General features: G+C 35.9%; 19 protein-coding genes. 15 read left to right on the top strand and 4 right to left on the bottom strand.

Going from position 1 to position 16733, the window contains the following annotated elements; translation table 11 throughout:
- Nucleotides 1-9: 9 nt before the first annotated feature.
- The 3 genes from DRF65_RS20100 to DRF65_RS20090 all read left to right on the top strand — a co-directional run bounded on the left by DRF65_RS20100 (nucleotide 10) and on the right by DRF65_RS20090 (nucleotide 2836).
- A complete protein-coding gene (locus DRF65_RS20100; protein ID WP_115972535.1) occupies nucleotides 10-1194 on the top strand; it encodes a pseudouridine synthase in 1185 nt (394 codons plus the stop codon).
- A 227-nt stretch (nucleotides 1195-1421) separates the two neighbouring features.
- Entirely contained in the window at nucleotides 1422-1991 is a 570-nt protein-coding gene (locus tag DRF65_RS20095) for a TetR/AcrR family transcriptional regulator (protein WP_115972534.1), read from the top strand.
- Complete coding sequence (locus DRF65_RS20090) at nucleotides 1988-2836, top strand: sialate O-acetylesterase (protein ID WP_115972533.1); 849 nt, start codon at nucleotides 1988-1990, stop codon at nucleotides 2834-2836. The genes DRF65_RS20095 and DRF65_RS20090 overlap by 4 nt, the downstream gene beginning before the upstream one ends.
- An 82-nt stretch (nucleotides 2837-2918) precedes the next feature.
- Here DRF65_RS20090 and pncA read toward each other — a convergent pair whose 3' ends face one another.
- The gene (pncA, locus tag DRF65_RS20085; protein ID WP_115972532.1) at nucleotides 2919-3524 is read right to left on the bottom strand and encodes a bifunctional nicotinamidase/pyrazinamidase; all 606 of its coding nucleotides are present in this window, start codon (nucleotides 3522-3524) and stop codon (nucleotides 2919-2921) included.
- Between the two features lie 258 nt (nucleotides 3525-3782).
- On the opposite strand from pncA, the gene DRF65_RS20080 reads away from it, so the two are divergent.
- The 5 genes from DRF65_RS20080 (at nucleotide 3783) to DRF65_RS20060 (ending at nucleotide 7082) form a co-directional block, all read left to right on the top strand.
- Nucleotides 3783-4925, top strand: coding sequence for a DEAD/DEAH box helicase (locus DRF65_RS20080; protein ID WP_115972531.1), 1143 nt, complete (start codon nucleotides 3783-3785; stop codon nucleotides 4923-4925).
- Nucleotides 4926-5120: 195 nt separating this feature from the next.
- Entirely contained in the window at nucleotides 5121-5657 is a 537-nt protein-coding gene (locus DRF65_RS20075) for a YfiT family bacillithiol transferase (protein ID WP_115972530.1), read from the top strand.
- A complete protein-coding gene (locus tag DRF65_RS20070) occupies nucleotides 5651-6112 on the top strand; it encodes a DUF1569 domain-containing protein (protein ID WP_228438830.1) in 462 nt (153 codons plus the stop codon). Before DRF65_RS20075 ends, DRF65_RS20070 begins: the two co-directional genes overlap by 7 nt.
- A complete protein-coding gene (gene ytxJ, locus DRF65_RS20065) occupies nucleotides 6109-6486 on the top strand; it encodes a bacillithiol system redox-active protein YtxJ (protein ID WP_115972529.1) in 378 nt (125 codons plus the stop codon). The genes DRF65_RS20070 and ytxJ overlap by 4 nt, the downstream gene beginning before the upstream one ends.
- The gene (locus DRF65_RS20060; protein WP_066693650.1) at nucleotides 6486-7082 is read left to right on the top strand and encodes a Crp/Fnr family transcriptional regulator; all 597 of its coding nucleotides are present in this window, start codon (nucleotides 6486-6488) and stop codon (nucleotides 7080-7082) included. Before ytxJ ends, DRF65_RS20060 begins: the two co-directional genes overlap by 1 nt.
- Before the next feature lie 144 nt (nucleotides 7083-7226).
- Here DRF65_RS20060 and DRF65_RS20055 read toward each other — a convergent pair whose 3' ends face one another.
- Nucleotides 7227-8648, bottom strand: a complete 1422-nt coding sequence (locus tag DRF65_RS20055) for an aminotransferase-like domain-containing protein (RefSeq protein WP_115972528.1) — start codon at nucleotides 8646-8648, stop codon at nucleotides 7227-7229.
- Between the two features lie 95 nt (nucleotides 8649-8743).
- Between DRF65_RS20055 and DRF65_RS20050 the strand changes: the two genes are divergently transcribed.
- From DRF65_RS20050 to DRF65_RS20030, 5 genes are all read left to right on the top strand, one after another.
- Nucleotides 8744-9628 carry a DMT family transporter gene (locus tag DRF65_RS20050; RefSeq protein ID WP_115972527.1) on the top strand — a complete coding sequence of 295 codons (885 nt, stop codon included), beginning with the start codon at nucleotides 8744-8746 and terminating at the stop codon, nucleotides 9626-9628.
- 344 nt (nucleotides 9629-9972) lie between these two features.
- A complete protein-coding gene (locus DRF65_RS20045; protein ID WP_115972526.1) occupies nucleotides 9973-10569 on the top strand; it encodes a Crp/Fnr family transcriptional regulator in 597 nt (198 codons plus the stop codon).
- A gap of 44 nt (nucleotides 10570-10613) precedes the next feature.
- Nucleotides 10614-11234, top strand: coding sequence for a Crp/Fnr family transcriptional regulator (locus DRF65_RS20040; RefSeq protein WP_228438827.1), 621 nt, complete (start codon nucleotides 10614-10616; stop codon nucleotides 11232-11234).
- Between the two features lie 144 nt (nucleotides 11235-11378).
- Complete coding sequence (locus tag DRF65_RS20035) at nucleotides 11379-11756, top strand: hypothetical protein (RefSeq protein WP_115972525.1); 378 nt, start codon at nucleotides 11379-11381, stop codon at nucleotides 11754-11756.
- 195 nt (nucleotides 11757-11951) lie between these two features.
- Nucleotides 11952-12452 (top strand): CinA family protein, encoded by a 501-nt coding sequence (locus DRF65_RS20030; protein ID WP_115972524.1) that lies wholly within the window; start codon nucleotides 11952-11954, stop codon nucleotides 12450-12452.
- 44 nt (nucleotides 12453-12496) lie between these two features.
- On the opposite strand, the gene DRF65_RS20025 is transcribed toward DRF65_RS20030, so the two are convergent.
- Nucleotides 12497-13285: an AraC family transcriptional regulator gene (locus tag DRF65_RS20025; RefSeq protein ID WP_228438825.1), complete on the bottom strand. Its 789-nt coding sequence runs from the start codon at nucleotides 13283-13285 to the stop codon at nucleotides 12497-12499.
- A gap of 84 nt (nucleotides 13286-13369) precedes the next feature.
- Here DRF65_RS20025 and DRF65_RS20020 point away from each other — a divergent pair, with 84 nt between their 5' ends.
- A complete protein-coding gene (locus DRF65_RS20020) occupies nucleotides 13370-14506 on the top strand; it encodes an Atu1372/SO_1960 family protein (RefSeq protein ID WP_115972522.1) in 1137 nt (378 codons plus the stop codon).
- 229 nt (nucleotides 14507-14735) lie between these two features.
- Here DRF65_RS20020 and pdxR read toward each other — a convergent pair whose 3' ends face one another.
- On the bottom strand, nucleotides 14736-16166 hold the full coding sequence (pdxR, locus tag DRF65_RS20015; protein WP_115972521.1) for a MocR-like pyridoxine biosynthesis transcription factor PdxR: 1431 nt from the start codon (nucleotides 16164-16166) through the stop codon (nucleotides 14736-14738).
- A gap of 100 nt (nucleotides 16167-16266) precedes the next feature.
- Here pdxR and DRF65_RS20010 point away from each other — a divergent pair, with 100 nt between their 5' ends.
- Complete coding sequence (locus tag DRF65_RS20010; RefSeq protein ID WP_115972520.1) at nucleotides 16267-16722, top strand: cupin domain-containing protein; 456 nt, start codon at nucleotides 16267-16269, stop codon at nucleotides 16720-16722.
- Nucleotides 16723-16733: the final 11 nt, after the last annotated feature.

Here is a 16733-nt window from a genome sequence, read left to right as displayed (position 1 = left end):
ATTTTTAGAATGAGCAGAGATAATAATAATTCAGACAGACCAAAGAGACCAAGAATTTCAACCAAGAAAAGTTCTGATGATTCTCGTGCTTCCAGATCTGGAAATTCTTCAGGATCAAAACCTTTTAAAAAACCGTTCTCTAAAGACGGAGGAAGAAAAGGACCCGAACATTCAGGATCCAACTCAAGATTTGAAAAGAAACCGTTTAAGAAAAATACTGAGAGTTTTAATAACTCAAGTGATGATTCTGAATCAAAATCGGAAAGCAGAGCTTATATCACGAATAAAAGTGAGAGCTATGAAAGAAAATCTTTTGGAAAACCTAAGAGAGGTGGAAAAAGCTTTGATACAAGAGACAAGTATGAAAGAGGCAGTCTGAAATATGGTAGAAGACCTTCTGCTAATGGAGAGGACAGAAATGATGACAAAACAAGATCTTTTGTACAGAAAAGAAGGCTGAACAAGATTGATAAAGACATTCATAAAGACACCATCCGTCTTAATAAGTATATTGCTAATTCCGGAATCTGTAGCAGGAGAGAGGCTGATGAGCTTATCACTCAAGGTCTTGTAGAGGTAAACGGAAAAGCAGTAACTGAAATGGGATATCAGGTACAGAAAACCGACAGAGTTGTTTTTGACGGACAAAACATTACACCGGAAAAACCTGTGTATGTACTTCTGAACAAACCAAAAGGGTATATTTCTACTACTAAGGATGATAAAGCAAGAAAAACAGTAATGGATCTTGTAGCGAATGCTTCTCCTTACAGACTTTTTCCGGTGGGAAGATTAGACCGTTCTACTACAGGGGTTATCTTATTAACTAATGACGGACACATGACTAAAAAACTGACGCATCCATCTTTCGATGCTAAGAAGATTTATCATGTAACGTTGGATAAGAAACTGACTGCTGAAGATTTACGTCTTATTGCAGAAGGAATCCGTCTTGATGAAGGAGTAGCAGTAGTGGATCAGATTTCTTATATTGAAGGTAAGCCTAAAAATGAGATCGGAATTGAAATCCACATCGGATGGAACCGTGTTATCAGAAGAATTTTCCAAAGATTAGGATACGAAGTAGAATCTTTAGACCGAGTAATGTTTGCCGGATTAACGAAGAAGAACATTAAAAGAGGGCACTGGAGAATCCTTTCAGAACTGGAAGTAAACAACCTTAAAATGCTTTAAAATAATGATGAGCTTTGAATTTTCAGATTCAGGCCTTGATTGAAATCATTATTGCTAAACAGTAATTTTAAGCGTAAAGAATAAAAAAGCGCGGAAACCAGTTTCCGCGCTTTTTTGTATTAATAATTTAACCTAAAGCTGTCTCATCTATTTTAAAAGTATATTATTTAAAAATAAATGTCACATTTTTGAGACATTTGTCGTAATTTTGGGACAATAAAAAATGTATGAATACTCAGCAAAAAATTATTGATGCGGCGATATCAGTTTTAAATGAGAATTTTTCGGCAACATTGGAGGATATTGCAGTAAGCTGTGGTATTAACAGAAGGACACTTCACCGATATTTTAAAAGCCGAAATGAACTGTTGGAAGCATCTCATAAGAATATGGTGGAGGCATGGGAGCAGGCAGCTATTAAAGCTTGTGACAGCTCAGAAGATCCTTTAGTACAGCTTGAACATTTATTATATGCAGGAATTGACAGTGGAACAAAGTATGCTTTTCTCATTAAACTGAATGGCTATGGTAAATCCTCTTCAACAGCTTATGAAAGTAAACAGAGTGCTGCCTATTTAAAAAAAAGAAATCAATTATTTAACACCCTTCAGGAATTACAAAAACAGCAGATGATAGATGACCAGTTTCCATTACCCTGGATAAGAATTCTTTTCACCAGTGTGATCACGGCAACGATTGCTGCGTTAAGGTCCGGAGATATTGCTCAAAATGAAGTAAAAAGACTGGCCTGGTATTCATTCAGTAGAAGTATTGGTATACAATTAAATAAAATATGATACATTCATTTTTAATGATAGGTCAGTCAAATATGGCTGGCCGGGGATATAGTAAAGAAGTCCTGCCTATCTATGATGAACATATTAAAATGCAGAGAAACGGACTATGGCAAATCATGTCCGAACCTATTAATTTCGACCGTCCCAGTGCTGGTATAGGGCTTGCAGCTTCATTTGCAGCGTCCTGGAGGCTGGATAACCAGCAGGATGAGATAGGATTAATTCCATGTGCTGACGGAGGAACCAGCCTTGATGATTGGGCCGTAGATGGTGCTTTGTTTGAAAATGCAATTTCACAAGCCAAACTTGCCCAACGAACAAGCCGGATTGCTGGCATCCTGTGGCATCAGGGCGAAAACGACTGTTCGCCTGAAAAAGCTGAGAGATACGTTGAAAAATTTTCTGTGATAATAGAAAGGTTACGTCAGGAATTAAATATTCCGGAAGTTCCTCTTATAATAGGTGGTTTAGGAGACTTTCTATCCAATGGGATCTTTGGGCAGTATTTTGCTTCATATCCTTTAATTAATCACACATTGGAAGAATTTGCGACAACTCATGCAAACTGTTATTTTGTTACTGCAAAAGGACTTACAGCCAATGTTGACAGCATCCATTTTAATGCTTTGTCACAAAGGTTATTGGGTATCAGATATTATAATGCTTTTCGGGATTTAAAACATCTTCCTGATCCTCATCATGATGAAGAAAGTATATTGGCAACAATCTATAATCGTCCTTATACCAGAACCGAAAAAATTAAACTGCTGGAACATGAATTTGCAGTTGGAAATATGGACCCTAAAGATTTTCTGTCAGAATTAACCCTATTGAATCGGGCGTAATATTAATATCCAAAAAAATAAAACAGCATCACCATTGATGCTGTTTTATTTTTTTGATACATTTTGGTATATCATTATTATTTTATCCCAGTATGGTTACTCCTTTCTCAATCATTTCATAAATAGCGTCTCTTCCATTATCCGGCTTTACATTTACAGCTTTGGTTCCGTTAAAGTGAAGACAAGTGATATATCCATTTGTTACAGCATCCTGAGCTGTGAATTTCACACAATAATCCATTGCTAATCCTACGATTTCCACTAACTGAATATCATGGTATTTCAGGAAATCATCCAATCCGGTTTTCATGAAGTGATTATTATCCTGGAAGCCACTATAACTGTCAATTTCAATATTCTTTCCTTTCTGTATAATATGAGTAACTTTACTTTGGTTTAGATCTTTATGGAATTCTGCCCCGAAAGTTCCCTGTACACAGTGATCCGGCCACATAAACTGAGGAACACTATTAAGAATAATACTTTCTCCTACTTCACGTCCGTTGCTGCTTGCAAAACTTTTATGTCCTGCAGGATGCCAGTCCTGAGTTAAAATGATCTGGTCATATTCATTTTCTTCCATCAGAAGATTGATATAAGGAATAATTTCATTAGCTCCCGGTACGGCCAATGCTCCGCCTTCACAAAAGTCATTCTGTACATCGACGATTATTAATGCTTTTTTCATATTTTGATTTCTCGAATTTTTGATAAATTTACAAAACTACCCCGCAAAAACTTGTCCAAAAATTAATTATCGGACAAATCGGCAAAAAAAATAAAGGAGGGAAGCTGGAACTTACTTTTAGTGTTCCAACTACTAGCTGTCACTATAAAATAGCTTTTAATAGAGGAACTTTATTTTTTTACGATCATTATTACTTCCTTTTTCTGTCACTCATCATCCAGCCTTTTAGCGTATCTTTGCAGCAAATAAATAGTTTTTATGTCATTTGAATCGTTAGGATTATCACACAATATTATTCGTTCTGTCAAAAAGTTAGGATACTTAAAACCTTTTCCTATTCAGGAACAGGCGGTACCTGTTATTCTGGAAGGGAAAGATCTGATGGGAATTGCACAGACAGGTTCCGGGAAAACAGCTTGTTTTGTAATGCCTATTTTAGAAAAATTACAGAACACAGAAGCTAAAAAAGATCGTAATGTTCAGGTTTTAGTATTGGTTCCTACGCGTGAATTAGCGATTCAGATTGATGATGTTTTCAGGGCTTTTACAGAAAATCTGAAGCGTGAAATACGTACCATGGCCGTTTATGGTGGTGTTTCTATCAATCCACAGATGAAAGGAATGTTTGGTGTGGAAGTTCTTATCGCAACACCAGGACGTTTATTGGATTTAATAGATCATAATGCTTTGAGTATTTCAGGAATTCAACATTTGGTAATTGATGAAGCAGATAAAATGTTTCAGTTAGGTTTTGGTGAAGAAATGAATAAGCTTTTTGCTTTAATGCCTGTAGTGAAACAAACTACTTTATTTTCGGCGACTTTAAATGATAAAGTGGCTGAAATGAAAGAACGTTTATCTATTAATCCTACGATTATTGAAATTAAAAAAGAGGAAGTTGAAATTGATAATATCGAGCAATTCGCTTATCATGTTTCTCCAGAAAACAAAGGACCTTTTTTAAGATATTTAATTAAAGAAAAGAAAGTTGAGAAAGCATTGATATTTGTTTCGTCTACGAGAGCTGCTGATAATTTGGTGGAAAAGCTTAAGAAGAATAAAATCAAAGCTGTAGCTATTCACAGTCAGAAATCTCAAGGTGCCCGAAGAAATAATCTGGAGGAATTTAAATCTAATGGAGCGCAAATCCTGGTGGCTACAGACTTAATTGGCCGTGGAATTCATATCGATTATCTGCCTTGTGTTATTAATTATGAATTACCACGTTCGCCTTTGGATTACATTCACCGTATCGGTAGAACAGGGCGTGCCAACGAAAAAGGAACTGCTATTAATATTCTGACAGATGATGAACTGCAGCACTTCAGGGTCATTCAAAAGAAAATGGGTAAAAAAGTAACCTTAGAAAGAACAGAGGGAATTGATCTTCATGGTTACTAAACAATAAATTAAAATAAGAAGCTCCAATGATATAAATTTGGAGCTTTTTTATTTTTCATAAATAATCATTACAATTAACATTTTTTTCATATTCAGGTTTCTTGAATTTTAATAAATTTACAGAACCAGATAAAGTTTTGTCCAAAACCAAATTAAGGGCAATTCAACAATAATTAAAAGTTAAAAACCTGAACAATGAGTGAGCTTGAGAACAAAAAATTTCCAATAGGACCGTTTGAAGCACCGGAAAACATCTGTGATACTACTTTAGATACCTATATTAAAGCCATTAAAGACTTTCCCGGAAAATTGAAGAACCTCATTGAACATTTTACAGACGAACAATTTGATACGCCTTACAGAGAAGGAGGGTGGACTGTAAGACAGCTTGTTAATCATATTGCTGACAGCCACGCCAACAGTTTTATCCGTTTTAAGCTAGCTCTTACTGAAGATAATCCAACCATAAAACCTTATGATGAAGCTAAATGGGCTGAACTTCAGGACAGCATTCATATGCCTGTAAAACCGGCAATGAGAATGATAAAAGGAACACACCAACGATGGACGACACTCCTTAAAAGTCTTACCAATAAACAGTTTGAAAGAACTTTTCACCATCCTGAACATAACAGGAATTACAATTTAAGAGATAATCTTGCATTGTACGTCTGGCATTGTAACCATCATTTTACGCATATTGAAAATCTGAAGAAAGAAAAAGGTTGGTAAAAAAATACCTGAACAATCCAATATACTTTAAGGAAATTACAGACAGAATTTCCAGATTATCTGCCGACAGCCAAAGAAGATGGGGAAAAATGGATGTCTGCCAGATGCTAACGCACTGTGACCTAGTTCTTCAGGTTGCCTTGCGGAAAATTGAACTTCCCCGCATTAATCTTCTGTTTGAGACAATAGGAACCGTTACAAAACTGGAAATGTATGTTTTCAATAACGGAATTCCCAGAAACATGCCTACTTTTCAAAAACTAATCGTTAATTTTGAGTGTGATTTTGATGAATCAAAAACCAATCTGCTGAAAACACTGGAGGAATTCCGGGAATTCTGTGACAACAGAAAACTGCCGGACAGCCACAGATTATTCGGGAAAATGACTGAAAAAGATTGGGAATTTTTAGAGTATAAACATCTTAATCATCACTTAAAACAATTTAATGTATGAGTTTTTTTGACAAAATATTCGGTGGAAATAATCAAGCCTCTGATCAAAAATCTTTCTGGAAAAATATAAAGTCTGAAGAAGACCTGGAAAAAGCCATTGAAAGTTCTTATCAACATAGAATAGCGATATTCAAACATTCAACAAGCTGCTTTATCAGCAAGACTGTATTGAAGAATTTTGAAAAGGAGATTGAAAATGCAGATCAGGAGGTAGAAGTCTATTACCTTGATCTATTGGCTCACCGACCTCTTTCCAATAAAATAGCTGAGGATTTCGAAATAAGACATGAGAGTCCGCAGCTGATTGTTATTGAAAACGGAAAGCCCGTTAACAGCGCTTCGCACCAGGACATTTCTTTAAGCCAGATCGTATAATGAAGAATATTAATAATTATTTAGCCAAAGTTTTAAATGTTCCTCTTCAAAGTGTGAACACCTGCAGCCTGCATTATGAAGTGAAGAAGATTCCTAAGAACCAGTTTCTTCTTCAGTATGGCGAAATATGCAGACATATATTCTTTGTAGAGAAAGGATTGTTGAAAATGTATTCCATTGATAAGAACGGAAAAGAACACATTATACAGTTTGCCCCTGAAAGCTGGCTGATCTCTGACCGAAGCAGCCTTTATTTCAATGAAAAATCCAATTATTATATTGAAGCGGTAGAAGATTCAGAAGTTTTGTTTCTGCATCCTGATTTCTTCAACAAATTAGTAGAACAATTCCCGAACAGTATTGAACGCAGTGATTTTCTGCTTCAGAAGCATATCAGAAGTCTTCAAAACAGAATCAATTCGTTATTAGGGGAGACTGCAGAAGAAAGATATATGAAATTCATTAAAATGTATCCGGATTTACTTCTCAGAGTTCCTCAATGGATGATTGCTTCTTATCTTGGTATTACTCCCGAAAGTTTAAGCCGTGTAAGGAAAGAGTTGGCAAGGAAAAACTTCGTTCCGGATAATAAATAAAAAAAGGCTGGAAGCTGGAAGAGGGAGGTTGGAAGTTATATTGAACATAAAATGACTTTAACAGCTATTGTTGTAGCATTTTATAATTAACAATAAGAATACCTTCACGCTTCAATAACTTCCATCTTCCAGCCTCCTTCTTCCTTACTTCAAATAAATCCTTTTGGCTAATTGCCCAACCTGTCTGAGTTTAGCTTGCGTATCTTCTGACCATGGAAGTCCAAAGCAAAGCCTCATACAGTTTTCAAACTGCTCCTGAAAGGTAAACATTCGGCCAGGTGCTATGCTTATATTCTGCTTAATGGCAAGATCATAAAGTTCTGTAGTCCGAATTTTCTTATCGAATTCTACCCATAAAGATAAACCTCCCTGTGGACGGCTGGTTTTGGTTCCTTCCGGAAAAGATTCCGCTATGGTTTGTACATAATTCTGATAATTACTCTGCAGCGTTTTTCTCAGCTGTTGCAGATGCTTTTCATACCTGCCGGATTTCATGAAATTAGCCACCGCTTCATTGACTATCGAAATAGAGGAGGTGGAATGTAAAAGTTTAAGCTTTAAGATCTTGTCCTTGTATTTTCCGGGAGCAATCCAGCCTACACGGTATCCGGGAGCCAATGTTTTTGAAATGGAGTTGCAGTAGAGTACATTTCCATCCTTATCAAAGGATTTACAGCATTTTGGACGACTGGATCCAAAATAAAGATCTCCATACACATCATCCTCAATTAACGGGATGTTATTTTCTGACAGAATTTTTACAATCTCTTTTTTATTTTCATCAGGCATACAGCTTCCCAGGGGAGAATTGAAATTAGGAATCAACAGGCAGAGATCAATTTTCGGAATTGATTTCTTTAAAGCATCAATTTCTATACCTGTAGTGGGGTGAGTGGGAAGTTCCAGAACTTTTAGCCCTAGTCCGTTAGCCAACTGCAAAATTCCTGGATAACACGGACTTTCAATCGCAATGGTGTCACCGGGTTTTCCCAATGCCATTAAACAGAAGGACAAGGCATTCATCCCGCCATTGGTCGTCACTATATCATTTTCATTAAGATTTCCGCCCCATTGCAGGGAACGGACAGCAATCATTCTTCTGAGTTTCAGATTTCCCTGAAGTTCTTCATACTCCGTTCCGCCTTCTTTTAATTCTCTGATGGCATGTACAATTTCTTTTTTCAGTTTAGCCTGCGGGAGAAGATCTCCGGATGGAATTCCAATGGAAAAGAACGTGATATCCTTTTTTCCCATATTTTCATAGACTTTACTGATCAGTTCATCAGGTTCGTCATTATTGGCAATTAAAGAAGGACGGCTCACTTCAGGTAATGGAAGCTTCGCAGACAATAGTTGACTTACAAAATAACCGGATTGTGGCTTAGATTCTACCAGAGACAGAGATTCCAGCTCAAGGAAAACACGTTTTGCCGTATTCATGCTCACCTGATGCTCACTGCATAACATTCTTACGGAAGGAAGTTTGTCACCCGCCTTTAATACACCGTTTCTGATCTGAGAAGCAATGCCATCTGCAATTTCTGTATATAAAAATTCTTTACTCATCTTTTTTCAACTGTACTCATGCAAATATACAAAACTGATACTGTGTTTGTTTAATTATCCTATTTAATTTTGCCTAATAATTAAAACTTTTCAAAATGATGACAGATACAATTTCAAAAGACCAGGCTGTAAGTGGCTGGATTAATGGTTTTATAGGAGTATTGCTTTTTAGCGGCTCTATGCCGGCGACCAAGCTCGCAGTGATGGAAATGAGTCCTATATTTGCTACTATTGCACGTGCTGTAATTGCCGGAGTTCTGGCTCTTTCAGTATTGCTGATATATAAAGAAAAACGTCCTGCAAAAAATCAGTTATTTTCTCTGGCTCTTGTAGCTATAGGCTGTGTAATAGGATTTCCGTTGCTTTCTTCACTGGCATTGCAATATCTTACCTCTGCCCATTCTATTGTATTTTTAGGAATGCTTCCTTTAGCTACTGCTATTTTTGGGGTGTTCCGGGGTGGAGAAAAACCACATCCGGTATTCTGGATTTTTTCTGTAATCGGAAGCCTTTTAGTGGTTGGATATGCTTTTTCTCAGGGAATCTCAGCTTCTCCAATTGGAGATGTCCTGATGCTTCTGGCTATCATCCTTTGTGGAATGGGATATGCAGAAGGGGCTAAGCTTTCTAAAACACTGGGCGGATGGCAGGTGATTTCTTGGGCACTCGTTTTATCTTTACCGGTTATGCTTCCTTTATTCTTTATTTATTTTCCCTCTAATATTGAAACGATAAGTTTCAAAGGATGGTTTGGACTGGGCTATATTTCCCTGTTCAGCATGTTCATTGGGTTTATATTCTGGTATAAAGGATTAGCTCAGGGTGGAATTACTACGGTAGGACAACTTCAGTTATTACAACCGTTTTTCGGGCTTGCTTTGGCAGCTTATCTTCTTCACGAGCAGGTAAGTATCGGAATGTTGGGAATTACTGTAGGAGTAATCTTATGTGTGGTAGGAACTAAAAAGTTTGCGAAATAATTAAAAATAAAATACATTATCGATATAAACAGCTGTTTCAAAACAGTCTATGTTAATCCATAACATTACAATATATAGAGTTAAAACCCCATTTTCACCTTTATGAAAATGGGGTTTTAAATTCATAAAAATACACATATTGTAATTTAATAAAAAAAACACCAATTAATATAAATAGGATAATTAATAAAAGGTATTATTTAAATATTGATTAATATATTTAACTTTGTTTAACATTAATAACAATAATTAAGGTTTGATTTTTGCATTTATTTGTCATCAATTCCTAATGATATTTTTACTAAGACTGAAAGAAGGAGAAAGCAATATTTAAAAAAGTAATTATGGTTATTGACGAAAGCATTTTACAATCAGCGGGAGCTGAAATAAGAGAATATAAGTCTACGGAAAATATTTTCTGTGAAGGAGATACTCCCAATTATTATTATCAGATCATTAGTGGAGAAGTAAAGCTCAACAATTATAATGAAGAGGGAAAAGAATTTATACAGAATTTTTTATCAGAGGGACAAAGTTGTGGAGAATCTATTCTTTTTATAGAGAAACCTTACCCTATGAATGCGGAAGCAGTTACAGACTGTAGCATTTTGCGGCTTCATAAATCTGCATTTTTTAGTCTATTGAATCAGTCTCCCAAGCTATGTATGGAAGTAAGCAGTTTTTTATCACAACGGCTTTATTATAAATTTGTTATGATGCTCAATATCTCTTCTCAAAATCCAGCCATCAGACTGAAAGGATTAATGGATTACCTTAAGAGTTTTCAGGATGATGAAAGTCCCTATTCTTTTATGATTCCATTAACGAGGCAGCAGATGGCCAGCCTTACAGGTCTTTGCGTAGAAACTGCTATTAGAACAATCAAACACATGGAAAAGGCTAAGATAGTCAGAATTGAGAATCGTAAAATATTGTATTAATGATATAGCTTTTCGCAATTTTCCACTAAAATTTATATGACAATATGAAAACAATAAGCTGCATGAATATTGATGAAGATCTTCTTTATTCTTTTGGAGGAGAAGACAGAGTCTATAAAAAAAAGGAAATGATTTTTAAAGAAGGAGATCATGCACAGTATTACTTCCAGATCGTTAAAGGGAAAGTAAAGCTTAATAATTATAATGAAGACGGAAAGGAATTCATTCATAATATTTTAGGAAAAAATCAAAGTTTCGGAGATCCACTTCTCTTTTTGGATCAGACGTATCCTTATCCCATGAATGCTGTATGTCTGGAAGGTTCTGAAATTATAAGATTGCCCAAAGATCATTTTATAGAAATGATAAAGAAACACCCTAATCTTTCTCTTGAAATGAATGCCTGTTTTTCACAGCAGGTTTATTTTAAACTCATTATGATGCAAAGTATGTCTGCTCAAAATCCGATACAGCGTCTGAAAGGACTTTTGAATTACCTAAAAAGCTATCATGACGGTGACTGCACTCATTGTTTTACTATAGAGTTTACGAGGCAGCAGCTTGCCAATCTTACAGGGTTGCGTGTAGAAACAGTGATCCGTACCTTAAAAAAAATGGAACAGGGTGGGGATATCCTCTTTAAAGACAGAAAAATTCTATATTAATATTCCATAACATGATTCAAGTCATAAAAAAGTGAGTTATTCGGACGTACATTTGATTGATCAGTTTTCTAAAGCTCCTACGAACAAAGGCATCCTAAAACTCAGAAACAATAACCAATTCTAACAACTAATAACTTTTTATATATGGTATTTGAAAATGACACTTTACAGCATTCTGAACTGAATGATAAAAATAATGCGATTGAAAATGAGTCTTTATTTCCGAGTATTATCAATTCATATGGAGTGACAGCCTTTCTGATTAAGTCTTTAGAAAAGGTGAAAAAAAATGCAAAATGTGAAATATTAAAAAATACTATTGATAACTATATAAAAGAATATATTCTGCATATCCGTGAATTTCATATTAGAAATGTAATAGTTATTTCTGATATGGATACTGAAATAAGAATTGACAATCCATCCTTTACTTTATATGCCAAAACTGCTTATTATAAAGTATTGAAAGAAGAAGAATCTATTAATAAACTGCTTAATATGCTGGAACATGGTAAGAAATAAACAGTGTTTCTTTTAATTACCTATAAAAACACCTTCACACCAATCCTCTTCAATATATTTATTATAAAAGAGCACTTTTTACCTTTATAGATCCTGAAATTGTTGATGGTAGCTAGCCAAAAGTAATTTTTATCTCCATGACCTTTAAAAATAAATGTGCAGAAACCCTAATCAAATTTTTTAAATAATAATGTTATGGAATTTCAAAAAAATCTTCTCGACTATATAAGCCATTGCTTGATGACGGCAGATGAAACCATTTCTGTCGCTGAAAGTGTAACATCAGGATGTTTACAACTGGCTTTTTCACAAATGCCTAATGCTTCTTTACTATACAAAGGTGGAATGACTACCTATACTTTACCAGAAAAAGTAAGATTATTAAAAGTAAACAAGAAAGAGGCTGAGGAATGCGAATGCGTTTCGGAAAATGTTGCAAAAACCATGGCATTACAGGTAGCTAATCTTTTTGAATCTGACTGGTCTATTTCTACAACGGGCTATTGTACCCCAATCCGCAACTCATCCTATAAAATCTTTGCCTATTTCTCATTTTCCTATAAAGGAGAGATCATTCTTACTAAAAAGCTGGAACTACATCCCAAAACTCAAGCTCTGAATGCCCAGCTTTATTATACAGAGTTTATTTTAGGATGCTTTAAAAGTGAGCTCAACAGGCTTTTAATTTTAAAATAAATTTTTCTTTTAAAAACTGAAGCAGAATCAGCAATATAAAACCTTTAGCTTTTTGGCACTTTAGGCTTTGCTTTCATCACAGCAAAATACGATGAGGTAAATGCAGAAAGACTTTGATAGCCTACTTTATATGCTACTTCACTTAAAGTAAACTGTTGCGTATCAATTAACTCAATACTTTTTAAAATCCGGGTCAGCTGAAGGTATTTTTGCAGGGTAATTCCTGTTTCATTCTTAAAAATTCTCTGCAGACTTCGAACTGACATCTGAGCCTTAGCCGCGAGAGCATCAATATCCAGGTTATATTTAAAATTGGAATTGATATCATTACATACAGGAATCAGTCTGGTGTCTTTGGGTATAGGAATTTCCAAACCATTACTTTCTTTACAAAAGTTAGGAAGACTTCTCAGAATTGCTTTAAAGAAAACATCCTGCTCTTCATTTTCAACCAATGATTGGTTCCATTTTGAAGCATAAAGCAACATTTCTTTTAAAACAAGAGGAACCGCAAATACGTGGACATTCTGATAGAACTCTTCTTCGAACACCGATTTAAATAAAAAAGCCATTAGATTAACCGTTTTTGCTTCGGAAGTAATTTTATGAGCTCTTCCGGAAGGAATCCAGATTACATGATGCTGTGGAACAAGGTAGATTTTCTGATCAATATGAAAATACTGATAGCCATCTTCCACAAAAGTTAACTGAGCACGATTGTGAACATGCTCATAATCATCATGTTTCCAGTCTTTTTCACACCAAACATATGCTTCTTTTCCAATGGTGTCTACAAACTGGCTCTCTGTTTTTTCAATCAGGCCGCATTTCATACTGTCGTTTTGTATATATTTTTTGGCAAATTTAATAAAAACGCCATTATTAATTTTGTATTATTAATTTATATACTCTTCAGAATGAAAAAAATATGTTCTTTTTTTATTTTAATTTTACTATTTAACACCACACAGATTATGGCACAGAATAAAGCTAAAATATTGGTTCTTATCCATTCAGATAACGGTGGAACTTATGAACTTGCAAAGGAAATCGCCAAGGGCATTGAGAGTGAGAACAACGCAACTTCTTATATCAAACTGGTAAAGCCATCACAGAATCCAAGCTTAAAGAGCCTTCCTGTTGCAACCATAGATGAACTTCCTAACTATGATGGAATTGCTTTCGGATCACCAGTTTATTTCGGAAATATCAGTACTGGCATGAGTGAGTTTTTATCTAAAACCGTTCCGCTTTGGACCAATCATGCTTTAGAAGGAGTTCCTGCAAGCGTTTTTATGTCTGCAGGAAGCGGGGCAGGAAAAGAATTGGCTCTTCAGGCCTTCTGGAACAGCCTTGCCGTGCATGGAATGATTTTAGTTTCTAATGGTATCCGCGGAACTGAAGAGCTTAATAAAGCTATTCCACAAGGAAATTCAGTATTGGGAATTACCACAATGGCTTCTCTGAAAGATGTTGAACGCCCTACCAAAGGAGAGAGAACTCTGGCTGAACTTCAGGGGAGAAATTTTGCAAAAGTATCATTGGCGTTGAAAGATACCCGTCCGAAAAAAACAACTTCCATCGTTGAAAATCACCAGAGTTTTAATGAAATTTTAAAACAAAAGAATATTGTTCTTCCACAAGTTCCCAAACCTGCAGGAAGCTACCAGCCCTTTGTACGTTCCGGAAACCTTGTTTTCATCAATCAGGTTGCTTTAAAAGACGGAAAGATCTTAAATCCAGGAAAGTTAGGGGTAGATGTTACCGAACAACAGGTAAAAGAAGCTACCAAAGCTACTATGCTGAATGTTCTGTCTGTTCTTAACGAAGCTGTAGGCGGTGATCTGGGTAGAGTAAAACAATGTGTACAGCTTACCGGCATCTTCAATACAAAAGATGATTATACCCAACATGCGGATCTGATGAACATAGCTTCTAACCTTACAGCTGAGGTTTTTGGTGATAAAGGAAAGCACGCGAGAGCAACATTTGGAGCTTCTTCTATTCCTGTGAATTCTTCGGTGGAGATTCAGGCTGTTTTTGAAGTAGAGTAGTTATTTTCCCGCAGATTTCATGGATTTCACAGATGATGTGAATAAAAATATAGCAAAGTTTATAGCGCAGATTTATGTATTTGCGCTATTTGTTTTTTATCTCGCAGATCTTGTTGATTTCTAAGTTTTTTTCCACAGATTTCACAGATGATTATGGAGAAAATCATCATGAAATTATAAAGCAGGAGAATAAGATCCGTATTATTTGCAGGATCTGCGAGAACTTCTATTAAGAAAACTGTTTAAAGATTTCAGCTATAATCGGTATGCTTTGTTCCAGCTGTTCTTCTGAGACTGAACCATAGCTTAATCTGAACCCATTGATATAATTCCTGCTGTATTGTTTTGGATGAATGATCTTGATGTTTTTTTCCAATAGCAATGCCGTCACTTTATCCCAATCTAATGTTTCTTTTGGAATAATCCAAAATGCCAATCCGCCTTCAGGTAGAGTAAAATGGGCAACCACTTTCATATATTTAGTTAAAAGACCATATACAAAATCTCTTTTATTTTTATAGTGAGCTGTTGCTTTTCTGATGTGTTTCTTTACCGCTCCTTCTTTGATGAGCTGCAAAACGGCCTGTTCCATGATAACATCTCCATGTACATCAATAATTTTTCTTAAGCTTCCTATTTTTTGCAGTAAATCCAGGTTCTTAGTTGCCAGATAGCCAATCCTTAATGCCGGAGCTACCACCTTACTTAAGGTTCCTACATAGACATAATTATTGAGTTCAGGAAAGCTTGAAATAGGCAGGATAGGGCGATATCCGAAATGAAATTCATTATCATAATCATCTTCGATAATGGTAATATTATGTTGATTAGCAAGCTCAATCAGTTTTAGTCGTCTTGATAAGCTTAAAGTAACCATTGTAGGATACTGCCTGTGAGGAGTGATATAAATGGCTTTGATATTCTTATGCTGGGTTAAAAGCTTTTCTATAACCTCTACATGAATACCGTTTTCATCTACAGGCACAGGCAGAAGCTTTGCTCCTGCGTACTCAAAAGCCTGCCATGCCGGCTGATAACCCGGATCTTCTACAATAACGCAGCCCCCGGCAGTTAAAAGACTCTGAGCTGTCAGAAACATTGCCATCTGGCTTCCTCTTGTAATGGATATTTCATGTTCATTAATCTGCATGCCCCGTCGATGGTTCAGCATCTGGGAAATCATTTTTCTGAATTCTATCTCTCCATGCTCATCTCCGTATCCCATCATCTGCCATTTGGCTTTGATTCCGAAGATCTGTCGATAAGCTCTTGCCAGTTCGGTAACAGGAGCTATTTTGCTGTCTGGATGACCATCATCGAAATTAATCATAACACCTTGAACAGTTGTGGGATGATCCAAAGCATCAGAAGCTCTTCGTATCCTTTTTTCATGCAAAGCAGGAAGCTGTTCTGAAACAAAGATGCCTTTTCTTTCTTTAGAAATTACCCATTCTTCATTGAGTAAAACCTGATAAGCTTCCACTACCGTATTTCTATTAATTTTCAGCATCATTGCCAGATTTCTGCTGCCTGGAAGGGCATCACCGGGCTTCAGCCTTCCTGAACGGATATCTCCAATAAGGGTATCTGCAATTTGTAAATAAACTGCTTTATCAAGCTTTTTATCAATTTCAAATTCTAATTTCCAAGGTCGTAGCATCTGGACTATCTATTTATGTAAAAACTGAATCATTTAAACAGTCCAAATATAGAATAATTTTGTCATGCAATAAAGCACAGAACTTTAAAATTTTAAAATTATGGACAAAAAAGAGTTCAGTTCAAAAGACTTTCACGAAACATATGCAAGACCAAAGTATGTAAAGCCTGGCCATTTAATTCATAAAAATGTAGAAAATGCAGGAGAGCATAATCAGTTTTCAACAGAAAGAAAACATCCGGTTTTCTTTGTAGATCTTCCAAGTAAAAATGTAAGTATGACAATAGGTGGCTTAATTCCCGGACAGCAAACGAACAGACACCGACATACGTATGAAACTGTTCTATTCGTCATTGAAGGAAAGGGCTGGACAGAAGTGGAAGATGAAAAAGTACATTGGGAAGCCGGAGATGCCGTTTATATTCCCTCATGGGCATGGCATAAGCACCAAAACCTGAGCGATACGGAACCTGCAAAATATATTGCCTGTGAGAATGCCCCTCAACTGCAAAACTTAGGAGTTGCGCTGAGAGAAGAAGAAGGCAGGGATCTTTAACCCCCAATGAT

Origin of the sequence: Chryseobacterium pennae (assembly GCF_003385515.1) — a bacterium.
Taxonomy (GTDB): domain Bacteria; phylum Bacteroidota; class Bacteroidia; order Flavobacteriales; family Weeksellaceae; genus Chryseobacterium; species Chryseobacterium pennae.
Note: the sequence above shows the minus strand (reverse complement) of the source record. Positions and strands in the feature narration are given on the sequence as shown.